General features: G+C 69.9%; 20 protein-coding genes. 18 read left to right on the top strand and 2 right to left on the bottom strand.

Annotation, left to right across the window (positions count from 1 at the left end; translation table 11 throughout):
• Nucleotides 1-58 precede the first annotated feature (58 nt).
• The 10 genes from RT051_RS10365 (at nt 59) to RT051_RS10320 (ending at nt 10452) form a co-directional block, all read left to right on the top strand.
• Complete coding sequence (locus RT051_RS10365; protein ID WP_313076103.1) at nt 59-1129, top strand: pilus assembly protein PilM; 1071 nt, start codon at nt 59-61, stop codon at nt 1127-1129.
• Complete coding sequence (locus RT051_RS10360) at nt 1126-1740, top strand: PilN domain-containing protein (protein WP_313076101.1); 615 nt, start codon at nt 1126-1128, stop codon at nt 1738-1740. The genes RT051_RS10365 and RT051_RS10360 overlap by 4 nt, the downstream gene beginning before the upstream one ends.
• Before the next feature lie 2 nt (nt 1741-1742).
• Nucleotides 1743-2429 (top strand): type 4a pilus biogenesis protein PilO, encoded by a 687-nt coding sequence (locus RT051_RS10355; RefSeq protein ID WP_313076099.1) that lies wholly within the window; start codon nt 1743-1745, stop codon nt 2427-2429.
• Nucleotides 2426-2995: a pilus assembly protein PilP gene (locus RT051_RS10350; protein WP_313076097.1), complete on the top strand. Its 570-nt coding sequence runs from the start codon at nt 2426-2428 to the stop codon at nt 2993-2995. Before RT051_RS10355 ends, RT051_RS10350 begins: the two co-directional genes overlap by 4 nt.
• 2 nt (nt 2996-2997) lie before the next feature.
• Nucleotides 2998-5199 carry a type IV pilus secretin PilQ gene (gene pilQ / locus RT051_RS10345; protein ID WP_409520589.1) on the top strand — a complete coding sequence of 734 codons (2202 nt, stop codon included), beginning with the start codon at nt 2998-3000 and terminating at the stop codon, nt 5197-5199.
• 50 nt (nt 5200-5249) lie between these two features.
• Nucleotides 5250-6485, top strand: a complete 1236-nt coding sequence (locus RT051_RS10340; protein ID WP_313076094.1) for a hypothetical protein — start codon at nt 5250-5252, stop codon at nt 6483-6485.
• 18 nt (nt 6486-6503) lie between these two features.
• A complete protein-coding gene (aroB, locus tag RT051_RS10335) occupies nt 6504-7610 on the top strand; it encodes a 3-dehydroquinate synthase (protein ID WP_313076092.1) in 1107 nt (368 codons plus the stop codon).
• A 73-nt stretch (nt 7611-7683) separates the two neighbouring features.
• A complete protein-coding gene (locus RT051_RS10330) occupies nt 7684-8862 on the top strand; it encodes a deoxyguanosinetriphosphate triphosphohydrolase (protein ID WP_313076090.1) in 1179 nt (392 codons plus the stop codon).
• Between the two features lie 55 nt (nt 8863-8917).
• Nucleotides 8918-9544 carry a DUF1415 domain-containing protein gene (locus tag RT051_RS10325; protein ID WP_313076088.1) on the top strand — a complete coding sequence of 209 codons (627 nt, stop codon included), beginning with the start codon at nt 8918-8920 and terminating at the stop codon, nt 9542-9544.
• Entirely contained in the window at nt 9541-10452 is a 912-nt protein-coding gene (locus tag RT051_RS10320) for an SAM-dependent methyltransferase (protein ID WP_313076085.1), read from the top strand. Before RT051_RS10325 ends, RT051_RS10320 begins: the two co-directional genes overlap by 4 nt.
• A 19-nt stretch (nt 10453-10471) precedes the next feature.
• Here RT051_RS10320 and RT051_RS10315 read toward each other — a convergent pair whose 3' ends face one another.
• Entirely contained in the window at nt 10472-11974 is a 1503-nt protein-coding gene (locus RT051_RS10315; RefSeq protein ID WP_313076083.1) for a CoA-acylating methylmalonate-semialdehyde dehydrogenase, read from the bottom strand.
• A gap of 64 nt (nt 11975-12038) precedes the next feature.
• A complete protein-coding gene (locus RT051_RS10310) occupies nt 12039-13256 on the bottom strand; it encodes an ABC transporter substrate-binding protein (RefSeq protein WP_313076080.1) in 1218 nt (405 codons plus the stop codon).
• Between the two features lie 137 nt (nt 13257-13393).
• On the opposite strand from RT051_RS10310, the gene RT051_RS10305 reads away from it, so the two are divergent.
• The 8 genes from RT051_RS10305 to RT051_RS10270 form a co-directional block, all read left to right on the top strand.
• Nucleotides 13394-14380 carry a LysR family transcriptional regulator gene (locus tag RT051_RS10305; RefSeq protein ID WP_313076078.1) on the top strand — a complete coding sequence of 329 codons (987 nt, stop codon included), beginning with the start codon at nt 13394-13396 and terminating at the stop codon, nt 14378-14380.
• A 47-nt stretch (nt 14381-14427) separates the two neighbouring features.
• Complete coding sequence (locus RT051_RS10300; protein ID WP_313076076.1) at nt 14428-15225, top strand: amino acid ABC transporter substrate-binding protein; 798 nt, start codon at nt 14428-14430, stop codon at nt 15223-15225.
• A 390-nt stretch (nt 15226-15615) separates the two neighbouring features.
• Nucleotides 15616-16269 (top strand): amino acid ABC transporter permease, encoded by a 654-nt coding sequence (locus RT051_RS10295; RefSeq protein ID WP_313076074.1) that lies wholly within the window; start codon nt 15616-15618, stop codon nt 16267-16269.
• Complete coding sequence (locus tag RT051_RS10290; RefSeq protein ID WP_313076072.1) at nt 16250-17047, top strand: amino acid ABC transporter ATP-binding protein; 798 nt, start codon at nt 16250-16252, stop codon at nt 17045-17047. The genes RT051_RS10295 and RT051_RS10290 overlap by 20 nt, the downstream gene beginning before the upstream one ends.
• Before the next feature lie 39 nt (nt 17048-17086).
• On the top strand, nt 17087-17923 hold the full coding sequence (locus RT051_RS10285; RefSeq protein WP_313076070.1) for a TatD family hydrolase: 837 nt from the start codon (nt 17087-17089) through the stop codon (nt 17921-17923).
• 104 nt (nt 17924-18027) lie between these two features.
• Complete coding sequence (locus RT051_RS10280; protein WP_313076067.1) at nt 18028-18792, top strand: spermidine synthase; 765 nt, start codon at nt 18028-18030, stop codon at nt 18790-18792.
• Nucleotides 18793-18873: 81 nt separating this feature from the next.
• A complete protein-coding gene (locus RT051_RS10275; RefSeq protein WP_313076065.1) occupies nt 18874-19368 on the top strand; it encodes a tripartite tricarboxylate transporter TctB family protein in 495 nt (164 codons plus the stop codon).
• A gap of 27 nt (nt 19369-19395) precedes the next feature.
• A partial coding sequence (locus RT051_RS10270; protein WP_313076062.1) for a tripartite tricarboxylate transporter permease occupies nt 19396-20500 on the top strand: 1105 nt, incomplete at its 3' end.

Genomic DNA, 20500 nt, shown 5'->3' with positions numbered 1-20500 from the left:
GCGCTGGCGCGCTCTGCAGCGCCAGGCAAGACCGGACAACGGGAGATCCTGGACCGCGATGCGACTGCTGCCTCGACGCCAACCCGCGCCCCTGCTGGGGGTGGACATCAGCCCCTCCAGCATCAAGCTGGTGGAGCTCGGGCGCGACGATGCGGGTGCGCTGGTGCTCGAGCGCTGTGCCATCGAGCAGCTCGAGCGCGGCTGCGTGACCGACGGCAGCATCGAGAGGTTCGACGAGGTGGCCGAGGTGCTGCGCCGCGCCGTCAAGATCAGCGGCACCCGCACGCGCGACGTGGCGCTGGCGCTGCCCCCCTCCACCGTGATCACCAAGCGCATCAGCCTGCCGGGCGACATGGACGAGCAGGAACTGCAGGTGCAGGCGGAGTCGGCGGCCAGCCAGTACGTTCCCTTCTCGCTCGACGAGGTGAGCCTGGATTTCTGCGTGGTCGGCCCGGCGCGCAACGCCCCGGGCGACGTGGAGGTGCTGATCGCTGCATCGCGCCGCGACAAGGTGCAGGACCGCGAGGCCGTGGCCGAGGCGGCGGGGCTGCGGGCCGTGATCGTGGACATCGAGTCGCACGCCGCGCGCCTGGCCGCGACCCGGCTCATCGAGACCCTGCCCAACCGCGGCGCCGATGCGGTGGTGGCGCTGTTCGAGGTCGGGGCGCTCGCCACCAGCCTGCAGATCATCCGCAGCGACGACGTGCTGTACGAGCGCGACCAAGCCTTCGGCGGAGCGCAGCTCACCCAGCTCATCGTGCGCCAGTACGGCCTCACGCCCGAGGAGGCCGAGCGCAGGAAGCGCAGCGGAGAGCTGCCCGAAGACTACGCCGCCGCCGTGCTGCAGCCCTTCGTGCAGAGCCTGGCGCAGGAGCTGGGGCGGGCGCTGCAGTTTTTCTTCACCAGCACGTCCTACCACCAGGTGGACTGCATCCTGTTGGCCGGCGGCAGCGCCACGCTGCCGGGCCTGGCCGCGCAGATCGAGCACAACACGGGCTTCGCCTGCCTGGTCGCCAACCCGTTCGAGCGCATGCTGGTGGGCGCCGCCGTGCGCCCCGCGCGGCTGGCGCGCGAGGCGCCGTCCTATCTGACCTCCTGCGGCCTGGCCCTGCGGAGGTTCCTGCGGTGATCCTGATCAACCTGCTGCCGCACCGCGAGATGGAGCGCCGGCGCCGGCGCCAGGCCTTCAACCGGGTCATGCTGGTGGCGGTGCTGGCCGGGTTCGCGCTGGCCGCGCTGATCTACGCGTCGCTGCAGGCGCGCATCGCCGAGCAGCAGGAGCGCAACGGCCTGTTGCGCACGGAGATCCAGTCGCTGGAGCAGCAGATCAAGGAGATTGCCACGCTGGAGGAGGAGATCGGCGCCCTGCAGGCCCGCCAGAAGGCTGTGGAAGGGCTGCAGGGCGACCGCAACCTGCCCGTGCACCTGCTCAATGAACTGGTGCGGCAGCTGCCCGACGGCGTCTATCTCACCAGCCTCAGGCAGGCCGGCGAGGTCGTCACCCTGCAGGGCATGGCGCAGTCCAACGAGCGCATCTCGCAGCTGCTGCGCAACCTGGCCGGCGCGGCGCCCTGGATCGCGCGTCCGGAGCTGATGGAGATCGTCGCCGCCACCGTTGCCCTGGGCCCGCGCGACCAGCGCCGCGTGGCCTCGTTCAGCCTGCGCTTCCATCTGGTGCGGGGCGACGCGCCGCAGGACGGCGCGGCGCCGGATGCGCGCAAGCGCACGCCCGGAGCCTGAGCATGGCCAGTCGCAGACCCCTGGAGGCAGAGCCGCAGCCGTGGTGGCAGCCCCTGGTCGGGCAGTTTCGCGGGCTGGACCTGCGCGAGCCCGCGGAGTGGCCGCTGGCCCCGAGGGTGCTGCTGTGCCTGCTCATCGCCGCGGCGGTGCCGGCGCTGCTGTGGTTTGCCCGGCTGTCGGAATACGAGGACGAGCTGGCAGCCGCGCGCCAGGCCGAACAGCAGCTGCGCGCGGACTACCAGCGCAAGCTGCGCAAGGCCGTCAGCCTGCAGGTCCTCAAGGAGCAGCGCACCCAGGTGCTGCAGCACGTCACGCGGCTGGAGCGGCAGCTGCCGAGCAAGGCCGAGATGTCCGCGCTGCTGTCGGACATCAACCAGGTCGGGCTGGAGCGCAGCCTGCAGTTCGAGCTGTTCCGCCCCGGGCAGATGGTGGTCCGGGACTACTACGCCGAGCTGCCCATCGCCATCCGCGTGGTGGGCCGCTACCACGACATCGGCGCCTTCGCGGCCGACGTGGCGCACCTCTCACGCATCGTCACGCTCAACGACATCGTGCTCACGCCGGCAGGTAAGGAGCCCGGCAGCGGCGCCCTGACCATGGAGGCGACGGCGCGCACCTTCCGCTACCTCGACAGCGAGGAGATCCAGGCGCAGCGCGAAGCCAGGAAGAAGGCGGAGGCGAAGAAATGACGCTGGAGCGCCCCCGCGCCGCGCGCTGGCCCGCCCTGCTGGCTGCCTGCCTGGCGGCGGCGCTGGCCGGCTGCGGCGCCAGCGGCGACGAGGACCTGCGGCAGTGGATGGTCGGGCTGCGCGCCAGCACGCAGCCGCGCGCCCTGCCGGTGGCCGAGCCCGTGCCCTTCGCGCCGCAGGACTACCTGGGCGCGGCCGGCGCCGATCCGTTCGCCGCCCAGCGGCTGACCCAGGCGTTGCATCGCGACAGCCCCGCTTCGGCGCGCGCCCTGCTCATCGCGCCCGAGCTGGCGCGGCCCCGCGAGCCCTTGGAGGCCTACCCGCTCGACGCGCTGAAAATGGTCGGCAGCCTGAAAAAAGAAGGCGTGCCCACGGCCCTGATCGCCGTGGACCGGCTGCTCTACCAGGTCCGCGTGGGTGACCACATGGGCCAGAACTACGGAAAGATCATCGCCATCAGCGATGCTGCGGTGCAACTGCGCGAACTCATCCAGGATGTCGGCGGCGACTGGCTGGAGAAGGTGACGACGCTGCAGCTGCAGGATGCGGCAGGAGAGAAACCATGACCATGGAGCACGGGGGAGGGCGGTGCGCGCGCGGCTGGGCTGGCTGGCTGGCCGCGCTGGGGCTGCTGCTGGCGGCGCTGCTGGGCGCGCCGCCTGCGCAGGCGCGGACCGCCATCGAGGCCATCACCGGCTTCATGCAGGCGGGGGCCGAGGTGCTGCGCGTCGAGCTGTCCGAGCCGCTGCAGGCGCTGCCCGCGGGCTTCGTCACGCACAGCCCGGCGCGCATCGCGCTCGATCTGCCGGGGGTGGACAACGCCACTGGCCGCTCGCTGGTCGAGGTCAACCAGGGCAACCTGAAATCCGCCCATGTGGTGCAGACCCCCGAACGCACGCGGCTGGTGCTGGAGCTCAAGCAGGCCGCCCCCTACGAGCTGCGTCTGGACGGCCGCGCGCTGCTGGTGCTGCTGGAGCCGGCGCCGCCGGCGGCGGCCGGCGCGGCACCCGCCCCGTCGGCCTTGCCTGCCGGGGCCGCGCGCCTGCTCGGGCAGGAGCCGGCCAGCGACGCGCCGCCCGTGGCGGACCTGGACTTTCGCCGCACCGCCGACGGCGCCGGCCAGGTGGTCGTGGGCCTGGCCAGCAGCCAGGTCGCCGTGGACGTGCAGCCCCAGGGACAGACGCTGGTGGTGGAGCTGCTGCGCTCCTCGCTGCCCGAGGGGCTGCGCCGGCGGCTGGACGTGACCGACTTCGGCACGCCCGTGCAGACCATCGCCGCCACGCAGCAGGGCGATCGCGTGCGCATCGCGGTCGAATCGGCGGGCGACTGGGAATACAGCGCCTACCAGGGCCAGCGCCAGTTCGTGCTGGAGGTGCGCCCGCGCAAGGCCGAGTCCGGCGCCCTGGTGCAGGGGCCGCACTACACCGGCGAGAAGCTGTCGCTCAACTTCCAGAACATCGACGTGCGCGCGCTGCTGCAGGTGATCGCCGACTTCACCAACTTCAACATCGTCGCCTCCGACACCGTCACCGGCACGCTGACCCTGCGGCTGAAGGACGTGCCCTGGGACCAGGCGCTGCAGATCATCCTGGACGCCAAGGGCCTGGGCATGCGCAAGGCAGGCACGGTCCTGTGGATCGCCCCCAAGGACGAGATCGACGAGCGCATCCGCCGCGACTACGAGGCCGTACACGCCATCCAGAGGCTCGAGCCGCTGCGCACGCAGGGCTTCCAGCTCAACTACGCCAAGGCCGCGGAGATCGTCACCCAGCTCACGGCCACCTCGGGCACGGTGGGCGGCGGCGCCACCCGCAGCCCGGGTGGCAGCGCCGGCGCGCGCTTCCTGTCCGAGCGCGGCAGCGCCATCGCCGAGCCGCGCACCAACCAGCTCTTCGTCACCGACACGCCGGCCAAGCTCGAGGAAGTGCGCGCCCTGCTGCTGACGCTGGACGTGCCGGTGCGCCAGGTCATGATCGAGGCGCGCATCGTGGAGGCGCGGGACAGCTTCGGGCGCGCCCTGGGCGTGCGCCTGGGCGGGGGCGATCTGGGCGCGCAGCGCGGCAGCCAGGGCGGCTGGAGCGTGGGCGGGGGCAACCGCGTCGCTCTGGGCACGAACTACGGCAACGCCACGGGGGCCACCGGCTTGGGCGGCGAACAGAACCTGGGGGGCACCTTCGTCAACCTGCCCGCCACGCTAGGCAGCAACGCCACCTCCTTCGGCTCGTTCGCGCTTTCCATCTTCAACCCCTCGGCCAGCCGTTTCCTGTCACTGGAGCTGTCGGCCATGGAGGCGGACCGGCAGGGCCGCATCGTCTCCAACCCGCGCCTGATCACCGCCGACCAGACCAAGGCCCTGATCGAGCAGGGCACCGAGTATCCGTACTCGGTCACCGCGCCCAACGGCGCCACCACCATCGCCTTCAAGAAGGCGGTGCTGAAGCTGGAGGTGACGCCGCAGATCACGCCCGAGGGCAGCATCATCCTGGACCTGGACGTGAACAAGGACAGCCGCGGCGAGGACACCGGCCAGGGAGTGGCCATCGACACCAAGCACGTCAAGACCCAGGTTCTGGTGGAAAACGGCGGCACCGTGGTCATCGGCGGCATCTTCACGATGGAGGAGAACCAGCAAGAGGACAAAATCCCGCTGTTGGGCGACGTGCCGGTGGTGGGCAATCTGTTCAAGAAGCGGACCCGGGACACGGACAAGCGCGAGCTGCTGGTCTTCATCACCCCCAGGGTGATCTCCGACCGCGGCCCCGTACGCTGACAACCGATTTTTATGACAACAGGGATGAGTTGCTGATGAAGACCTACAGGATGTTTGCTGCGGCCCTGGCCGTGACGCTGGCGGCAGTGCTGGCCGGGTGCGGCGGAGGAGGGGATACGGCCGCCGGCAATGACAACCAGCGGGCGCTGAAGACCACGGCGCCGGCAGATCTGGTGATTGGCGTAGGCGACGGGGAGGCGCGCACCTTCGAGATCCACGACGGCACGCCTCCCTACCGGGTGGAGAGTTCCGACACCCGCGTCCTGCAGGCGCAGAGGGTGGCCCCGGACCGGTTCCGCGTGACGGGGGTGTCCGGCGGGAGCGCCACGGTCGCGGTGGTGGATGCCCTGAGCGGGCGGGTCCAGGTGCCCGTCACTGTCACCGGTCACGTGGGCGCGCTGCGTCTGTCGGTCGAGAGCCTGACGCTGCATTCGGGGCAGCGCGCCCCGGTCATCATCTCCGGCGGCCAGGCTCCCTACCGGGCGGTGGGCGGTGCCCAAGAAGCCTTGCGGCTGACACTGGCCGGCGACATGCTGACCGTCGAGGGCCTGCTCGTCTCGCAGTCCGAAGTCGTCGTGCAGGACAGTGCAGGCCGGCAGCAGACGCTGGGCGTGACGGTCGCCCCAGGCGCCGCGGCCTTCAACGTCAGCCCGGCACGGCAGACCGTCTCCGAGGAAAGCAACCTGCCCATCCGCCTGGTGGTTGCTGGCGCGGCCCCGGGTGAGGTGTGCGCACAGGCCGACGGCGCGCTGCTGCAGGTGCGCGGCCCTGCCTGCACCACGGACAGGACCATCGTGCTGGAGACCGGCAGCGCCGGCTCGCGCTGCGTGGCCGAGGACACCGACGTGGTCGTCACTGTGGTGGACCGCAACGGCTCCACCGGCACTTCGACCATCACCATCCGCAACACGAGCGATGTGCCCTGCGGGAGCGACACCGATGACGGCGGCGAGTTCACCATCACCCACCTCACCTGCGCTCCCGTCAACGGGGTGGATGAGTGCACCATCTCCGACGCCACCGCCGGATCGTTCTACACCTATGTCTTCTCCGCCTCCCAGGCGGGGGCGGAGTGGTCGTTCTCGCAGCTGCCCGCCTGGCTCAAGCAGGAAACCATCGGGAATAGGGCCTATGTCACCGGCACCCCGCAGGGGCGGGACGACCAGTCCCCCGGCGACTGCGGCACCCACGGCTTCCTGGTCACGGCCGCGAAGGGCGGCAAGACCGTGACGCGAAAAATCAACGTGGCGGTGACGGGGGCCAGCAACGGCCAGACCTGCCGCTGATCGCCAATGCCCAACCCCATGCCTTCTTCCACCGACTCCGTGCGCATCGACCTGGGCGAGCGCAGCTACCCCATCGCCATCGGCGCAGGCCTGCTGGCCACGCTGGCCAGGCGCGCCGACCTGCCGCGCGGCACGGCCGCGCTCATCGTCACCAACACAACCGTCGGGCCGCTGTACGGCGCGCAGCTGGCGCAGGCGCTGGCGCCACACTACCCGCAGGTGCACACCGTCACCCTGCCCGACGGCGAGGAACACAAGGACTGGCAGACGCTCAACCGGGTCTTCGACGCGCTGCTCGGCCATGGCTGCGACCGCAAGGTGGTGCTGTGGGCCCTGGGCGGCGGCGTGGTGGGCGACATGACGGGCTTTGCCGCCGCCTGCTACATGCGCGGCGTGCCCTTCGTGCAGGTGCCGACCACGCTGCTGGCGCAGGTCGATTCCAGCGTGGGCGGCAAGACGGCCATCAACCACCCGCTGGGCAAGAACATGGTCGGCGCCTTCCACCAGCCGCAGCTGGTGGTCTGCGACCTGGCGACGCTGGCCAGCCTGCCGCCGCGCGAGCTGGCCGCCGGCTTGGCCGAGGTCATCAAATACGGCCCCATTGCCGACATGGAGCTGTTTGCCTGGCTGGAGGCACACCTGGACGCGCTGCTGGCGCGCGAGGCGGGCGCACTGGCGCATGCCGTGCGGCGCAGCTGCGAGATCAAGGCGGCCGTGGTGGGCGCCGACGAGCGCGAGGCCGGCCTGCGCGCCATCCTGAACTTCGGCCATACCTTCGGGCACGCCATCGAGGCAGGCATGGGCTATGGCGCCTGGCTGCACGGTGAGGGCGTCGCCGCGGGCATGGTCATGGCGGCCGAGTTGTCGCTGCGCCTGTCGCTGGTCGATGCCGCCTTCGTGCAGCGCCTGCGCGCGCTCATCGGGCGCGCCGGCCTGCCGGTGCGCGGCCCGGTGCTGGACGCCGGCGACAACGCCGGGCGCTACCTGCAGCTGATGCGTGTGGACAAGAAGGCCGAGGCCGGCGAGATCCGCTTCGTGCTGATCGACGGCCCGGGCCGGGCGGTGGTGCGCGCCGCACCCGACGCGCTGGTGCGCGAGGTCATCGATCTGTGCTGCGCGCCATGAGGGCCGACGTGACCGCTTTTGTTTATATTTTTGATAGCTACAACCCAGCGCCAATGAAGGGCTGGAGGCCGATTTGACTGCCATTCAAGTGCCCCTGGCCCCCTGGGCCTGCGACCCGGCGCGCAGCCGCGGGCGCCGCCACCCCGAGTCGCCCGCGCCGACCCGCACCGAATACCAGCGCGACCGCGACCGCATCGTGCATTCCACGGCCTTCCGGCGCCTGGTCTACAAGACCCAGGTCTTTGTCAACCACGAGGGCGACCTGTTTCGCACCCGGCTCACGCACTCGCTGGAGGTGGCGCAGCTGGCGCGCTCCATCGCCCGCTCGCTGGCGCTCAACGAGGACCTGGTCGAGGCCATCAGCCTGGCGCACGACCTGGGCCACACGCCCTTCGGCCATGCCGGCCAGGACGCGCTCAACGACTGCATGCGCGCGCATGGCGGCTTCGAGCACAACCTGCAGAGCCTGCGCGTGGTGGACTGCCTGGAGGAGCGCTACCCCGACTACGACGGCATCAACCTGACGTTCGAGACGCGCGAGGGCATCCTCAAGCACTGCGCGCGCCGCAACGCCGAGTGGCTGGAGGCGCGCGAGCCGCACGGCGTGGCTTGGCGCTTCCTGCACGGCGGCCAGCCCGGCCTGGAGGCGCAGCTGTGCAACCTGGCCGACGAGATCGCCTACAACGCCCACGACATCGACGACGGCGTGCGCTCGGGCCTGGTGACGCTGACGCAGCTGCGCGAGGTGCCGCTGTTTGACCGCTACCGGCACGCCGCCGAGGCGCGCCACCCGCACCTGGCGCGCCCCGGCGGTGAGCGCCGGCTGCTGCACGAGGCCATCCGGCGCATGCTCAGCGATCAGGTCTATGACGTCATCGACACCACGCGCGCGCGGCTGGCCGAGCACACCCCGCCCAGCGTGGACGCGGTGCGCGCGCTGGCGCCGCTGGTGGGCTTTTCCGAGGGCATGCGCGCGCAGTCGCAGCAGCTCAAGCGCTTTCTGATGCAGGCGCTGTACCGGCACCCCCAGGTCGAGCAGACCATGGCGGCGGCGCGCCGGGTGGTGTGCGAGCTGTTTGCCGCCTACACGGCCGAGCCGCGCCAGCTACCCGCCGCCCAGGCCGCCCAGGCGCTGGCCGGGGATGCGACGCAGTGCGCGCGAACGGTGGCCGACTTCATCGCTGGCATGACCGACCGGTTTGCCGCGCGCGAGCACGAGCGCATCACCGGGCAGCGGCTGCTGGGCGGGTGAGGGGCCTAAAATTGCGGCCCCCTCAAGCACTGCGCCGGCGCAGGCGCCCACTTCCATGACCACAGACCTTCTGCCCCCCGGCGCCTGCCCGGAGCCCTCGATCGATGACGCCATCGTGGTGCAGGACATGGTGCGCTGGCTCGAGCGCGCGGTGATCGACCTGAACCTGTGCCCCTTTGCCAAGGGAGTGCACGTCAAGGGCCAGATCCACTACGTGGTGAGCCGCGCCACCGACGCGCGCGAGCTGCTGCAGGATCTGCAGCAGGAGCTAGAGGCGCTGGCCGAGGCCTCGCCGGACAAGCGCGACACCACGCTCCTGATGGCGCCGCTTTGCATGCACGACTTCCTGGATTTCAACGACTTCCTGGACTTGGCCGACGAGCTGGTGGAGGCCATGGACCTGGGCGGCATCCTGCAGGTGGCGTCGTTTCACCCGCAGTTCCAGTTCGAGGGCACGCAGATGGACGACGTGGGCAACTGCACCAACCGCGCGCCCTACCCGACGCTGCACCTGCTGCGCGAGGACAGCATCGACCGCGCGGTGGAGGCCTTCCCCGAGGCCGAGGCCATCTTCGAGCGCAACATCGAGGTGCTCGAACAGCTGGGCGCCCAGGGCTGGAAGGCGCTGGACGTGGGGGCGCGCTGCCCCGTGCACGGCGGACCCGCGGGCGGCAAGGCATGAGGCCGCAAGGGCGCAAGCGCGCGCAGGAGGGCGGGGCTGCCCGTGCCTCGGGTGGCAAGGCCGCCGCCCCCGCGCAGGATACGGCCGTGCTGGCCGAGCTGCGCCCGGGCCAGTCGGTCGAGCTGCTCCAGGAGCTGCACATCCTCACCCGCGAGGGCAGGCTGAACCAGGACTCGCGCCGCAAGCTCAAGCAGGTCTATCACCTGTACCAGTTCATCGAGCCGCTGCTGGCCGAGGCGGCGCAGGACGGGCACGCGCCGCTGCTGGCCGACCATGGCGCGGGCAAGTCCTATCTGGGCTTCATCCTGTATGACCTGTTTTTCAAGTCGCTCGGCCGTGGGAGCATCTACGGCATCGAGTGGCGCGCCGACCTGGTCGAGCGCTCGCGCGCGCTGGCCGCGCGGCTGGGCTTCGAGCGCATGGAGTTTCTCAACCTGGCGGCAGCCGATGCGGCGGCCGAAGCCGGCATGCCCGAGCGCTTCGACATCGTCACCGCGCTGCACGCCTGCGACACCGCCACCGACGACGCCATCGCCTTCGGCCTGCACAAGCAGGCCCGGGCACTGGTGCTGGTGCCCTGCTGCCAGGCCGAGGTGGCCGGGCAGCTGCGCGGCAACAAGGCTCTGCAGCTATCGCGCGCGCCCCTGGCCGAGCTGTGGCGCCACCCCATCCACACGCGCGAGCTGGGCAGCCACCTGACCAACGTCATGCGCTGCCTGCACCTGGAGGCCAGCGGCTACCAGGTCACGGTGACCGAGCTGGTAGGCTGGGAGCACAGCCTGAAGAACGAACTCATCCTGGCGCGCTGGACGGGCCAGAGAAAGCGCAGCGCCGCCGAGCGGCTGGGCGCCATCCTCGACGAGTTCGGGCTGCGCGCGGCGCTGGCCGCGCGCTTCGGCCTGGCCTGAGCGCCAGGCCGGCCCCGCGTCACTTCATCGAGATGGTGGTGTTGACGCCGTCGGAGCGGCTGCCTTCCTCGTACCAGCGCGCGGTCACGGTCTTGGTCTGCGTCCAGAACTGCACCGCCTGCTTGCCGTTGGGGCCCAGGTCGCCCAGTTTGGAGGCGCGCGAGCCGGTGAAGCTGAAATAGGCCACGGGCACGGGAATCGGCACGTTGATGCCCACTTGGCCCACGTTGATGTCGTGCTGGTACTTGCGCGCCGCCCAGCCGCTGCTGGTGAAGATGGACGTGCCGTTGCCGTTGGGGTTGCGGTTGATGAAGGCGATGGCCTCCTCCAGCGTGTCCACGCAGACCACGTTCAGCACCGGCCCGAAGATCTCCTGCTGGTAGATGTCCATGGTGTCGGTGACGTCCGAGAAGATGGTCGGGCCGACGAAGTTGCCCTTCTCGTAGCCCTGCACCGTGCACTGGCGGCCGTCCAGCATCAGGGTCGCGCCCTGGGCTTCGCCCGAGTCGATCAGGCCAAGCACGCGCTCCCTTGCGCGCGGATTGACCAGCGGCCCCAGGTCAGCGCTGCGGTCGGTGCCCGGGCCCACCTTCAGGGCGCGGGATTTTTCCACCAGCTCGGGCAGCCACTCGCGCGCTGCGCCCACGAACACCGCCACCGAGTTGGCCATGCAGCGCTGGCCCGCGGCGCCGAAGGCCGAGCCCAGCAGGTTGTTCAGCGCATGCTCCCGGGGCGCATCGGGCATGACCACGCAGTGGTTCTTGGCGCCCATCATGGACTGCACGCGCTTGCCGGACTCGCTGGCGCGGCGGTAGATGTGCGTGCCCACGTGCGTGGAGCCGATGAAGGACAGGGCCTGGATCTGCGGGTGGTCGCACAGCATGTCGGCCACCTCGGGGCCGCCATGGATCACGTTGAGCACGCCCGGGGGCACGCCCGCCTCGTGCGCCAGCTCCACCAGGCGCATGGTCGAGCTCGGGTCCTGCTCCGAAGGCTTGAGCACGAAGGTATTGCCGCAGGCGATGGCCATCGGGAACATGAAGCACGGCAGCATCACGGGGAAGTTGAAGGCCGTGATGCCCGCGCCCACGCCCAGCGGCTGCAGCAGGTTGTACACGTCCACGCCGGTGGCGGCGTTCTCGGCGATCTCGCCCAGCTGCAGCGTGGTGATGGCGCAGGCGTGCTCGACCACCTCCAGGCCGCGCGCCACCTCGCCCTCGGCGTCCGGCAGGGTCTTGCCGTGCTCGCGGGTGATGAGCTCGGCCAGCTCGGTGATGTTCTCGCGGATCAGCTGCTGCAGCCGCAGCATGATGCGCATGCGCGCGCCCAGGGGCGTGCTGCGCCAGGTCTGGAAGGCCTCGTGGGCGTTGGACACGGCCAGCTCCACCTCCTCGCGCGTGGCAAAGGGCACGCGCGCCACCACTTCCTGGGTGGCCGGGTTGGTGACGTCGCGCCATTCGGCGGACTGGGAGGGGTAGGGCTTGCCGCCGATGAAGTGGTGGATGGTGGTGGGGGTGCTCATGGGTGCTCGTCGGGCAGTGCGTGTCTGCGAAAAAAGAGAGAGGGCGCGGCGTGGTCGCTGGCGCTTACTTCTTGACCAGCGGGCAGCTTGACTGCGCCAGCGGCTTGAAGGCGATGTCGGCCGGAATGGTGCTCACGGTCTTGTAGTAGTCCCACGGGCCCTTGGACTCGTTGGGTGCCTTGACCTGGAACAGGTACATGTCGTGGATCACGCGGCCGTCAGGGCGGATGCTGGCGTTGCGCATCACCGGGTCGTCGATGGGCAGCTCGCGCATCTTCCGGGCCACCACCTTGGAGTCGTCGGTCTTGGCCGCGGCCACGCTCTTGAGGTAGTGCAGCACGCTGGAATAGACGCCGGCCTGCACCATGGTCGGCTTGAAGCCCTTGTGCAGCTTCTCGAAGCGGCTGGAGAAGGCGCGGGTCTTGTCATCCATGTCCCAGTAGAAGCCCTCGGAGAACATCAGCCCCTGCGCCTGGCGCAGGCCCAGCGAGTGCACGTCGGTGAGGAACATGAGCAGGGACGCCACCTTCTGGCCCTTGCCGCCGATGCCGAACTCGCGCGCCGCCTTGATGGCGTTGACGGTGTCCTGCGCGCCGTTGGCCAGGCCGATGACCTGGGCCTTGGAGTTCTGCGCCTGCAGGATGAAGGAGGAGAAATCGCTCGCGTTGAGCGGGTGGCGCACGCTGCCCACCACCGTGCCGCCGTTGGCCTGCACCATCTCCGAGGCGTCTTTCTCCAACGAGTGGCCGAAGGCGTAGTCCACCGTCACGAAGAACCAGCTCTTGTCGCCGTTCTTGGTGAGCGCGGCCGCGGCGCCCGAGGCCGAGGAGTAGGTGTCGAACATCCAGTGAAAACCGTTCTCCGCGCACTCGTCGTCGGTCAGGCGCGTGGTGGCCGGGCCGCTGTACATGGCGATGCCGCCTTTTTCGCGCACCAGCTTCTGCACGGCCAGGGCGGCGGCGGAGTTGGTGATGTCGGCAATCGCGTCCACCCCGTCGCGATCGAGCCACTCGCGCGCCTTGGTGGCGGCGATGTCGGCCTTGTTCTGGTGGTCGGCGCTCACCACCTCGATCTTCATGCCCTTGCACTCGGCGCGCAGGCAGTCGTCGATGGCCATCCTGGCGGCCACCACCGAGCCTGCGCCGCCCATGCCCGAGTAGGGGCCGGCCATGTCCGTGAGGATGCCGATCTTGACCGTATCGTTGGAAATCTGCGCCTGCGCGGCGGTGCAAAGGCCCAGGCCAAGGACGGCCAGCGCCAGCGGGTGACGAAGGAATTGCATGGTTTGTCTCCTCTGGATGTTCGTGAAGGGCTGCGAAGGAAACCGCACCCGAAGGACACTTTAATCCAGCGTTTCTGCAAAGGGATCAGGTTTTTGGGCATATCGTTCTTGCAAATTTGCACCACAAGAGGCCTGCCATGACCATTGAACACACCAACTGGGACAACCTGCGGCTGTTTCTGGCCGTGGTGCGCGCGCGCTCGGCCCAGGAGGCGGCGCGGCGCCTGGAGGTGGACCACTCGACCATCACCCGCCGGCTGCGCCGGCTGGAGCAGGAGCTGGGCGCGCAGCTGTTCGAGCGCACGCCTGCGGGGCATGCGCTCACCACCGCCGGCCACCGCCTGCTCGAGCGCGTCGAGCAGATGGAGAACTCCATGGTGCTGGTGGGCGAGGAGATCGGCGGCGAGCGCCATGCGCTGACCGGACACGTGCGGCTGGGCGCCACCGAGGGCTTCGGCAGCTTCTTCCTGGCGCGGCACCTGGCGCGCTTTGCCGAGTGCCACCCGGGCATCCAGGTGGACCTGTTGATCGTGCCGCGCTTCATCAACCTGTCGCAGCGCGAGGCCGACCTGGCCGTCAACGTCGAGCGGCCGCAGAGCAGCGGGCAGGTCTGCAGCAGGCTGTGCGACTACCGCCTGCAGCTCTACGCCAGCAGTGATTACCTCGCGCGGCACCCGCCCATCACCCACGTGCGGCACCTGCGCGGGCACCGCTTCGTCGGCTATGTGGAGGAGCTGGTGTTCAGCAACGAGCTGCGCGAGCTCGCGGCGCTGGTGCCGCAGACGCAGACCCTGCTGCGCAGCACCAGCGTGGTGGCCCAGTACCAGGCGGCCCGGGGCGGGCACGGCCTGGCCCTGCTGCCGTGCTTCATGGCGGCGCACGACGACGGCCTGGTCCCCGTGCTGCCCGGGGCCATCGGCGTGCAGCGCACCTTCTGGATTGCCGCCTCGGCGGACCGGCGCGACCTGGCGCGCGTGCGCGCTCTGTGGGACTTCCTGCGCGAGACGGTGGCGCGCGAAGAGGCGCTGCTGGGCGGGCGCGCCCCGGGCCCCGCTCAATCCCCGGATTTGGCGCCGGGCGGGCCGGGTGCTGCCACTTCAGTGGACAATACCGGGTTTTCCTGAAATTTTCTTCCCTTCCCTTTCCCGTCACTTCAAGGATTGCTCACGTCATGAAGAAGCTCGCTGCCGTTGCCCTGCTGACCCTCGGGGCCCTCGTTGCCGGTTGCTCCAAGCAAGAGAGCGCCGCCCCGGCCGCCGAGGCACCCGCGCCTGCCGCCGCCACCAAGATCGTGGTCGGCCTGGACGACAACTTCCCGCCCATGGGTTTTCGCGACGACAAGAACCAGCTGGTCGGCTTTGACATCGACATGGCCAGGGAAGCTGCCAAGCGCCTGGGCCTGGAGGTCGAGTTCAAGCCCATCGACTGGAGCGCCAAGGAGGCCGAGCTGTCGGGCAAGCGCGTGGATGCGCTGTGGAACGGCCTGACGATTACCGAGGAGCGCCGCCAGAACATCGGCTTCACCGCGCCCTACATGGAGAATCACCAGATCATCGTGGTGCCCGCCGGCTCGGCCATCAAGGCCAAGGCCGACCTCGCCGGCAAGGTGGTCGGCGCGCAGGAGGGCAGCAGCGCCGTGGACGCCATCAAGAAGGAGGACGAGGTCTTCAAATCCATGAAGGAACTCAAGACCTTCGGCGACAACGTGACCGCGCTGATGGACCTGTCCGCCGGCCGCCTGGAGGCGGTGGTGGTCGATGAGGTCGTGGGCCGCTACTACGTGGCCAAGAAGCCCGACCAGTACGCCGTGCTGGAGGACAACTTCGGCACCGAGGAATACGGCGTGGGTGTGCGCAAGGACGACACCGAACTGCTGAGCAAACTCGACAAGGCCCTGACCGAGATGAAGGGCGACGGCGCCGCCGCGAAGATTGCCGAGCAGTGGTTTGGCAAGAACATCATCAAATAATTCGGGGCATCCCCCTGTGTCGCTGCGCTCCTTGGTGCAGCCGCCAGAGGCGGCAGCGCTTCGGGCACGTCCAAGCCTGCGCCGGCAGGCTCGGAGCCGCGGCCCTCAGCCCCTTCTCTCGAATTGCTGCGCAATTCGGGAAGGGGGAGCGATTGCTCAGCGCGGCGGGGCGGCCCTTGCGTGGCGTCCCCGGGTTTGGGGCACGCCAGTTGCTGCGGTTGTTCCCTTGGCTGGGCGTCTGCTGAGCTGGAGCATGCTGGTCGTTGTGGAAGCTGCGCTGCCTGGCTCCCTCTCCCGCTGGCGGGAGAGGGCAGGGGTGAGGGTGCCTGCCCCTGGGCGCGGTGCTATTTCTTCCTCCGCGCTGCCCCGCCCCGCCTGACGCCCTTTCGCATGGACTACGTTCTCTCCCTTCTCGCCCCCCTCGCGCAGGGCGCGGCGGTCACGCTCAAGCTGTTCGCCATCACCCTGGTGCTGGCCGTGCCGCTGGGTCTGGCGCTGGCGCTGGCGCGGCTGTCGCCCATCAAGTCGCTGTCGGGCGCGGTGAACGGCTACATCTGGCTCATGCGCGGCACGCCGCTCATGCTGCAGATGCTGTTCATCTACTTCGCGCTGCCCTTTGTGCCGGTGGTGGGCGTGCGCCTGCCGGACTTTCCCGCGGCGGTGGCGGCCTTTGCACTGAACTACGCGGCCTACTTCGCCGAGATCTTCCGCGCCGGCATCCAGTCGGTGGACCGCGGCCAGTACGAGGCCGCCAAGGTGCTGGGCATGAGCTACCCGCAGACCATGCGCCGCATCGTGCTGCCGCAGATGGTGCGCACCATCCTGCCGCCCATGAGCAACGAGACCATCACCCTGGTCAAGGATACGTCCCTCATCTACGTGCTCGCCCTGAACGACCTGCTGCGCGCCGCGCGCGGCATCGTGCAGCGCGACTTCACGACCACGCCCTTCATCGTCGCCGCCGCCTTCTACCTGCTCATGACGCTGGTGCTGACCTGGGGCTTCCAGCGCCTGGAAAAACGCTATGCCAAGTACGACCAGTGAGCCGGCCGGCGGCGCGGCCGCGCCCATGATCGAGGCGCGCGCGCTGCGCAAGCGCTACGGCGCCAACGAGGTGCTGCGCGGCGTCTCGCTGACCGTGCGGCGTGGCGAGGTGGTGGCCATCATCGGTCCCTCGGGCTCGGGCAAGAGCACCTTCCTGCGCTGCCTGAACCACCTGGAGACCATCGACAGCGGCGACATCGCCATCGAGGGCGAGCCGCTGGCGGCCACCGACGCGACCGGGCGCTGCGTCTACGTGCCCGACCTGCAGCTGCGCCGCATCTGCGGCAAGACGGGCATGGTGTTCCAGCACTTCAACCTGTTTCCGCACCTGACCGTGCTGCAGAACCTGATCGAGGCGCCCATGGTGGTGCAGGGCGTCTCGCGCGACGCGGCCGTGGCGCGGGCCGAGGCGCTGCTGGCCAAGGTGGGCCTGTCACAGAAGCGCGACAACTACCCGGCGCGCCTGTCGGGCGGGCAGAAGCAGCGCGTGGCCATCGCCCGGGCCCTGGCCATGCAGCCCGACATCATGCTGTTCGACGAGCCGACGTCGGCGCTCGACCCCGAGCTCACGGGCGAGGTGCTGCGCACCATGCGCGAGCTGGCCGAGGAGCGCATGACCATGCTGGTGGTCACGCACGAGATGGGCTTTGCCCGCGAGGTGGCGCACACCGTGGCCTTCATGGACCAGGGCGAGCTGATCGCGGCGCGCGCGGCGCGCGAGTTCTTCGCCGACCCGGGCCACGAGCGCGCCCGCGCCTTCCTCAACCACATGCTCTGACCTACGCCGCGCCCGGGCGGCGTGGCGCAGGATGGCCGGATGTCTGCCTGGATCGACACCCACTGCCACCTGGACGAATTCATCCACCACGGCGGCGCGGCGCACGCCGATGCCGAGCGCGTGCGCGCTGCGCGGGCCGGCGTCGCGCACTGTGTGCTGCCGGCGGTGGAGCGGGCCAACTTCGACGCCGTGCGCACGCTGGCGCACCGGCACGGCGACAGCTACGCCCTGGGCATCCACCCGCTGTTCACCCGCCACGCGGGTGAGGCCGACCTGCAGGCGCTGGCCGACGAGCTGCAGCGGCGCGCCGATGACCCGCGCCTGGTGGCCATGGGCGAGATCGGCCTGGACTATTTCGACAAGACTCTGGACGATGAGCGCCAGCAGCACCTGTGGCGCGAGCAGCTGCGCCTGGCGCGCCGGCACGACCTGCCGGTGATCGTGCATTCGCGCCGCTCGGTGGACCAGGTTCTGAAGGGCCTGCGCGAGCTGCCCGTGCGCGGCGGCATCGCGCACGCCTTCAACGGCAGCGAGCAGCAGGCGCGCATGCTGATCGAACTGGGCTTCAAGCTGGGTTTTGGCGGCGCGGCGACGTTCGAGCGCGCCCACCAGATCCGCCGTCTGGCGGCGCAGCTGCCCCTGCAGGCGCTGGTGCTGGAGACCGACGCCCCCGACATTCCGCCGCACTGGCTCTACGTGACCGCCGCCGAGCGCGAGGCCGGCAAGCCGCCGGCGCGCAACAGTCCGGCTGAGCTGCCGCGCATCGGCGCCGTGATTGCCGAACTGCGCGGCATGCAGGCGCACGAGCTGGCCCGCGCTTGCCGCGACAATGCCTGCGCTGCGCTGCCCCGGCTGGGGGCTTTGCTGGCTGGCTGATTTTCAGTCTTTTTGCCAGAGAGCCCTTGCCATTCAAGGGGGTGCAGCTATTTTTAGAATAGCAAACCACCTTTTCGCCCGAGCTCCATGCCGGGCTGCCTGCCTTGACACGCAAGAAGAAACCCACCGCCGAGCTGCCCGAAGTCAGCGTCTCCGATGATGGCGAAGTGCGCCACCTGCACCTGGGCACGCCCTGGATCCAGGGCTCCATGCGCATCGCCGAGCCCTTTCACATCGAGCTGGAATATGTGCAGCGCATGATGGCCTGGCTGCTGTTCGTGGCACCCGAGGGCGTGGCCGAGCGCCGCGCCCTGCAGCTGGGCCTGGGCGCGGGGGCCATCACCAAGTTCTGCCACAAGCGCCTGCGCATGCAGACCACGGCCATCGAGCTCAACCCGCAGGTGCTGGCCGTGTGCCGCGCCTGGTTCAAGCTGCCGCCCGAGGGGCCGCGCCTGTCGGTGGTGCTGGGCGATGCGGCGCAGGAGATCCGCCGCCCCGAGCTGGCCGGTACCATCGACGCGCTGGCGGTGGACCTGTACGACCACGAGGCCGCCGCGCCCGTGCTCGACAGCGCCGACTTCTACGCCGATTGCCGCGCCCTGCTGACGGCCGACGGCTGCCTCACCGTCAACCTGTTCGGCCGCGCATCGAGCTACGAGCGCAGCGTGGCGCAGCTGGCCCAGGCCTTCGGCGAGGACGCCCTGTGGGCCTTTCGGCCCACGCGCGAGGGCAACACCGTGGTGCTGGCCCAGCGCACGCCCGGCCGGCCCAAGCGGGCCGAGCTGCTGGCCCGCGCCGAGGCCGTGCAGGCGCGCTGGGACCTGCCCGCGCCCAAATGGCTGCGCGTGTTCAAGCCCGTGGCGCCGTAGGCCACCGTAGGTGTAACCCACATCGGGCGACGCCCGGGGGCGCCAGACAATCGCCCTTCGCGTCGCCAGCTGGAGAGATTCGTGCGCATCAACAACCGGAAGGACTTCTTCGCCGGCCTCATGTTCCTGGCCGTGGGGTCCGCCTTTGCCTGGGGAGCGACCAGCTACCGCATCGGCACGGGCGCGCGCATGGGGCCGGGCTATTTCCCGCTGGTGCTGGGCGTCCTGCTGGCCCTGCTGGGCGCCGTCATCGCGCTCAAGGCGGTGCTGGCGCGCACCGAGGGCGACGGCGAGCCCGTGGGCCCCTGGGCCTGGCGACAGGTGCTGTTCATCATCGGCGCCAACCTGCTGTTCGGCGTGCTGCTGGTGGGCCTGCCCAGCGTGGGCCTGCCGGCCATGGGACTGATTGCGGCCATCTACGGCCTGACGTTCACCGCCAGCCTGGCGGGCGACCATTTCAAGTTCAAGGAAGTGCTGGTCCTCGCCACGGTGCTGGCCGCAGGCAGCTACGTGGCCTTCGTCGTGCTGCTCAAGCTGCAGTTTCCGGTCTGGCCGGCCTTTCTCTCCATCGGCTGAGCGCGTAGCGCGGAAACCCCTCACACCATGGAATTGCTCGACCACCTGTCGCTGGGCTTCGGCGTCGCCTTCACCTTCCAGAACCTGGTTTATTGCTTCATCGGCTGCCTGCTGGGCACCCTGATCGGCGTGCTGCCGGGCGTGGGCCCGGTGGCCACCATCGCCATGCTGCTGCCCGCCACCTACGCGCTGCCACCGGTGGCGGCGCTGATCATGCTGGCCGGCATCTACTACGGCGCGCAGTACGGCGGCTCCACCACCGCCATCCTGGTGAACCTGCCGGGTGAATCGTCCTCGGTGGTCACGGTGATCGACGGCTACCAGATGGCGCGCAAGGGCCGCGCCGGACCGGCGCTGGCGGCGGCCGGCATCGGCTCGTTCTTCGCCGGCTGCGTCGGCACGGTGGTGTTGGCGGCGTTTGCCCCGCCGCTGACCGAAGTGGCCTTCAAGTTCGGCCCGGCCGAGTATTTCTCGCTCATGGTGCTGGGCCTGATCGGCGCGGTGGTGCTGGCCTCGGGCTCGCTGCTCAAGGCGGTGGCCATGGTGCTGCTGGGGCTGTTGCTGGGCCTGGTCGGCACCGACGTGAACTCGGGCGTGGCGCGCTACAGCTGGGACATCCCTGAGCTCACCGACGGCATCGACTTCGTGGTGATCGCCATGGGCGTGTTCGGCTACGGCGAGATCATCGCCAACCTCTCGCGCCCCGAGGACGAGCGCGAGGTCTTCGCCGCCAAGGTCACCGGCCTCATGCCCACGCGCGAGGACTTCAAGCGCATGTTCCCCGCCATGCTGCGCGGCACCGGCCTCGGGTGCGCCCTGGGCATCCTGCCCGGCGGCGGCGCGCTGCTGTCGTCGTTCGCCGCCTACACGGTCGAGAAGAAGACACGCCTCAAACCCGGCGAAGTGCCCTTCGGCCAGGGCAACATCCGCGGCGTGGCCTCGCCCGAGTCGGCCAACAACGCGGGCTCGCAGACCTCCTTCATCCCGCTCCTGACCCTGGGCATCCCGCCCAACGCGGTGATGGCGCTGATGGTGGGCGCCATGACGATTCACAACATCCAGCCCGGCCCGCAGGTCATGACCAGCAACCCCGAGCTGTTCTGGGGCCTGATCGCCTCGATGTGGATCGGCA

The sequence above is a fragment of the Melaminivora sp. genome (assembly GCF_032059615.1).
Classification (GTDB): Bacteria; Pseudomonadota; Gammaproteobacteria; order Burkholderiales; family Burkholderiaceae_C; genus Melaminivora.
Note: the sequence above shows the minus strand (reverse complement) of the source record. Positions and strands in the feature narration are given on the sequence as shown.